This window comes from Archangium sp. (genome assembly GCF_036389735.1).
Classification (GTDB): domain Bacteria; phylum Myxococcota; class Myxococcia; order Myxococcales; family Myxococcaceae; genus Archangium.
Genome location: NZ_DASVWK010000400.1, coordinates 1 through 4,742, shown reverse-complemented (window position 1 = coordinate 4,742; position 4,742 = coordinate 1). Strand labels below are relative to the sequence as shown.

Genomic DNA, 4,742 nt, shown 5'->3' with positions numbered 1-4,742 from the left:
CCCGCTTGCGCAGCCAGAGCCGGTTCCAGCGCAGGAGGGCATTGGCCTCGGGGTAGTGCCGCAGCGCATCCGCCGCGGCCTTGGCCACCAGGTGCGTCACCGTGAGGCGCTGGCCCGTGCGCGCCCGGAAGGCCTCCACGTACGCGAGCGCGCGCTCCATGCGCACCTCCAGCGTGGCGTAGGCGCTCGGGTCCCGGGGCGACTTGTAGGAGCCGATCGCGAGCCGGCGCAGCGGGTCGAGCGGAGGCGCGGGGGGCAGGGAGGAGTTCACGGGCTCGCGAGCCCCCTATCACTGGTACTCGCTGGAGCGGAACCGCCGCGTCCACCTCCTGACGTGCCCCGGACGCCCCGGTGGCGCACCGGCCACGGGCCCGTCATAGATGCGACATGCGCACCGGCCTCCTGCTCTCCGCCCTGCTGTTCCTCGCCGCCTGCTCCGGCTGCCGCAAGAGCCAGGCGAAAACCGCTCCCGACTGCCTCCTCGTCGACGACGACTTCGGTCCCGACGGCACCGTGCCCATCACCGTCGACGTCGTCGCCGAGGGGCTCAACACCCCGTGGGGGATCGCGTGGCTCCCGGGCGGTGACGCCCTCGTCACCGAGCGCCCCGGTCGCATCCGCCTGCTGCGCCAGGGCGCGCTCCAGCCCACGCCCGTCGCCGCCGTGAAGATCGCCGACAGCAGCGAGGGCGGCCTGCTCGGCATCGCCGCCCACCCCGACTTCGCGAGCAACCGGCTCTTCTACCTCTACGTGACCAACGAGGTGAATGGCTCCGTCCAGAACCGGGTGGAGCGCTGGACGCTCTCCGAGGACCACCAGAGCGCCACCTTCGAGCGCGTCATCCTCGGGAACATCCCCGCGTCCAAGTACCACGATGGTGGGCGCATCCGCTTCGGCCCGGACGGCATGCTCTACGTCGGCACGGGCGACGCGCGGGATCCGGACAACTCGCAGAACCTGGACACCCCCGCGGGCAAGCTGCTGCGGCTCACCCCGGACGGCGAGGTCCCCGCCGACAACCCCTTCCCCGGCAAGGCCGCCTTCCTCCTCGGGGTGCGCAACGCCCAGGGCTTCGACTGGAAGGACCGCGACACCCTCTACTTCACCGACCACGGCCCCAGCGGGGACACGCTCCGCAGCGGTCATGACGAGGTCAACGTCGTGCGCAAGGGGGACAACCTGGGCTGGCCCACCCTCTATAGCTGCGAGGCCAGCGAGGGGCTCGTCACGCCGTCCCTCACCTGGGACGACGCGGTGCCTCCGGGCGGGGCCGCCGTCTACACCGGAGAGGCCATCCCCGAGTGGAAGGGCTCGCTGCTCGTCGGCGCACTGGGCGCGCGGCACCTGCACCGCGTGGTCTTCTCCCAGGAGAACCCCCGGCAGGTGACGCGACACGAGGTGTACCTGCGCAACACCTGGGGCCGCCTGCGAGAGACCCTCATGGGCCCGGACGGCCACCTCTACGTCACCACCAGCAATTGCGACGGCCGAGGCGACTGCGGCGAGCGCAAGGACGTCATCCTGCGCATCCGCCGCTGAACGGGGCCGCGTGCCCACGGCGGGACACGCGACCCCTCGGGCTCACCAGCTCACCGAGTCCACATGCACCGTGCCGGACCAGGCGGCATCGGTGAAGAGCTCGAGACCGAGCTGGTGCAGCGGCGTCGTGGCGGTGGTGGGCACCTGCACGGTGACGGTGTTCCACTCACCGGCGCGCAGGGTCGTCGCGGACGTCCACTTGCTCGTATACGCCCAGCTCCCCGTCGCGCCCTGCTGCACATAGGGCTGGACGGCGGTGAAGCGACTGCCCGCCGGCAGCCAGAGCTTGAAGGACACCGTCCGGCCCGCGGGCACGGAGGCATTGCCCACGGAGACCCGGGACATGCCGGACGCGGTGCCATTGAGCGTCACCGCCAGCGAATAGCTCCCGGACCAGGCCCGCGCGGTGGCCGTGGACACGCTCGCCGCGAGCCCCGCGGCACTCCACCCCTGCGTGCCACTCTCGAAGTTGAACGGCGCGGCATCGCCGGTGCTGGGCGTCGGAGTCGGCGTAGGCGTCGGAACTGGCGTGGGCGTGGGCGTGGGCGTGGGCGTCGTCACCGTGGGGCTCGTGGTGGAGCCCCTGGGGATGGCCAGGCCACCGGCCTTGAGGAAGGCACCCGCGCGGCTCTTCATGAAGAGCTGGCCGTCCGTGTAGTAGTCGTTGGTGTACGAACTCTGCCGGCCCTCGCCCTTACCGAACAGCAGCGCGATGACACCACTGCTGGCGAACTTCTCGCGGTGCTTGGCGCCATCGGGCCCGAAGAAGTACTCGGGGCGGTTGTCCTTGTAGCCCGAGCGCGGCACGTTGGCGTTGAAGTTCACGTTCAGGTGGTTGGAGTTGCCCAGCGGAATCTGCCAAAGCACCCACCGCTTGCCCGACTTCACGTTCCACAGGCGCAGCCACTCGGCGTAGCGGTTGAAGCTGCTGGACGAGATGGAGGCCGTGTCGCTCGCGTCCCACCACCGGTTCTGCCCCAGTTGGCGCACGTAGAAGTCCGAGTCGCGGTCGAGCGGATCTCCCACCAGCACGTCGAAGGTGGCGCCCGTGACGTTGGGCCCCAGGCCGAGCGGCTTGAGGAAGTTGTAGACCTTGTCGACCTCCGGCTGGAGCGTGTCCGCGACCGAGAAGTAGGCGATGTCCTTGGTGCTGGCCCACCCCGAGATGTGGATGCCCAGGATGACGTTGTTGGCCCCCACCGCCTTGCGCAGCTGGAGGAAGGCGAGGCTCCAACCGGCTACCGTGTTGGGCAGCCCCGACAGCTCCGGCAGCCCGGTGGCCGCCACGGCCGCGTAGGCGTTGGGGTTGTTGCCCGACTGCTGCTGGAGGTAGCCGAAGCCATCCGCCTCCAGGAGGACGAGCACGGGCTTGTTGAACTCCTTGGCCCGCTGCATCAGCACCTTGAAATCGGAGAAGTAGTTCTTGTTGGTGGTGGCGTTCTGCGCCTTGGCGAGGAACTGGGCCTCACCCCCGCCCGGCTCGAAGTTGAACTGGTAGTACTGGATGGCCGGGAGGAAGCCCTGCTCCGCGGACTCCGTCATGAACTTCTTGCCCCAGGAGCCATCGGCGGGGGACCAGCCCCAGTTGTTGATCCACCCCTTGGTGAAGTAGCGATAGCGCACGTCCCAGGGGACTTTGCTGTCCCGCATCCAGGTCTGGCCGGTGTCCTCGAACAGGCCCACCGCCAGACGCGAGGGCATGCCCACGGGGATGGAGCCCGCGGACGGTGCGACCAGGGGCGCCTCCTGCGTGTCCAGGTTGTCCAGGCCAGGGTGCTCCTGCGTCTCCGGCCCGCAGGCCACGACCGCCAGGAAGGCAAGCGATAGGATGATGTGTTTCATGGGAAACCCGAACCGGATGCCGGAAGCGGTGCATCCCGAGCCCCTTCCCGGTCAGCCTCCTGGGCTCCCCTCCCCTCCTCCGGCCCGGGGCTCGCCTCCCAGGACCCCGAGATGCGCGGAAACCGTGCAGGCCCCTCCTGCTTCGTGAGAGGCTGGGCCCCGCGTGCAACTCGAGATGCCTCTCATCATCGGCCTGATGGTGGCCGCCAGTTCGCTCGCCATCGCCGCCAAACGTGTGCGGATTCCGTACAACGTCGCGCTGGTGGTGGGGGGCCTGCTCCTCGCCGTGGGCGGCATCCTTCCGGGCGTCCCTCCGCTCAACCCCGAGGTCGTCTTCCTCGTCTGCCTGCCGCTGCTGCTCTTCGAGGGCGGCATCACCGCGGACGTGGCCAACGTGCGCGCCAACCTCCTGCCCATCGCCACCCTGGCCACCCTGGGCATGGTGCTGGCCATCGGTGCCACCGGCACCGCGCTCCACTTCGCCCTGGAGCTCGCCTGGGGGCCCGCGCTGCTGCTCGGGTCCATCCTGGCCGTCACCGACACCGTCTCCATCCTCTACGCCTTCCGGCGCGCCCCCGTGCCCCGGCGCCTCTCCGGCATCATGCAGGGAGAGAGCCTCTTCAATGACGGCACCGCGCTCGTGGCCTACGCGGCCATCGCCGCCATCGTGGTGAGCGGTGACACGGCCTTCTCCGTGCCCTTCATCGGCGCCAAGGTGCTGGGGGCCACCGTGGGGGGCCTCGCCATCGGCCTCTCCCTGGGCCTCGTGGCCGGCTTCGTCATCCGCCACACCGAGGATCCGCTCGCGGAGATCATGGTGACGACGGCGCTGGCCTTCGCCGCCTTCGTCATCGGCGAGCAGTTGCACCTGTCGGGTGCCATCGCCGCGGTGACGGCCGGGCTGAGCACCGGCATCAACCTGCGGCGCCACGTGGCCCCGCAGAGCCAGGTGGCCATCCACACCTTCTGGGAGTACGCCGCCTTCGGGGTGAACACCTTCCTGTTCCTCTCCGTGGGCCTCACCACGCGCCCCGAGACGCTGGTGCGCTACATGCCCCAGACGGTGCTCGCCGTGGTGTGTGTCTTCGTCGGGCGCGCGGTGGCCATCTACCTGCCCTTCCTGCTGCTGCGCCTCGTGCGGCCCTCCGAGGCCGTCCCCCTGCGCTGGCAGCACGTCTTCGTCCTCGGCAACATCAAGGGCGCGCTCTCCATCGGCCTCGCGCTCGGCCTGCCGGAGGCCACCCCCGAGCGCGAGCTGCTGGTGGCCATCGCCTTCGGCGTCACCTTCCTGTCCCTCATCATCCAGGGGTTGATGTTCACCGACATCCTCAAGCGGCTGGGGCTCTTCCATGAAGACCCGG

Annotated in this window: 4 protein-coding genes; 2 read left to right on the top strand and 2 right to left on the bottom strand. The window is 69.8% G+C overall.

Annotated features, from left to right (window positions below; genetic code table 11):
- A partial coding sequence (locus tag VF794_RS14445) for a 2-oxo acid dehydrogenase subunit E2 (protein WP_331110748.1) occupies positions 1-271 on the bottom strand: 271 nt, incomplete at its 3' end.
- A 116-nt stretch (positions 272-387) separates the two neighbouring features.
- Between VF794_RS14445 and VF794_RS14440 the strand changes: the two genes are divergently transcribed.
- A complete protein-coding gene (locus VF794_RS14440) occupies positions 388-1,539 on the top strand; it encodes a PQQ-dependent sugar dehydrogenase (protein ID WP_331110746.1) in 1,152 nt (383 codons plus the stop codon).
- Positions 1,540-1,581: 42 nt separating this feature from the next.
- Here the strand turns inward: VF794_RS14440 and VF794_RS14435 are convergent, their stop codons facing one another.
- Complete coding sequence (locus VF794_RS14435) at positions 1,582-3,381, bottom strand: hypothetical protein (RefSeq protein ID WP_331110744.1); 1,800 nt, start codon at positions 3,379-3,381, stop codon at positions 1,582-1,584.
- Between the two features lie 163 nt (positions 3,382-3,544).
- Between VF794_RS14435 and VF794_RS14430 the strand changes: the two genes are divergently transcribed.
- A partial coding sequence (locus tag VF794_RS14430) for a sodium:proton antiporter (protein WP_331110742.1) occupies positions 3,545-4,742 on the top strand: 1,198 nt, incomplete at its 3' end.

Coding starts and splice junctions, on each gene's coding strand:
- VF794_RS14440 (WP_331110746.1), top strand. CDS start 388: ATGCGCACCGGCCTCCTGCTCTCCGCCCTGCTGTTCCTCGCCGCCTGC.
- VF794_RS14435 (WP_331110744.1), bottom strand. CDS start 3,381: ATGAAACACATCATCCTATCGCTTGCCTTCCTGGCGGTCGTGGCCTGC.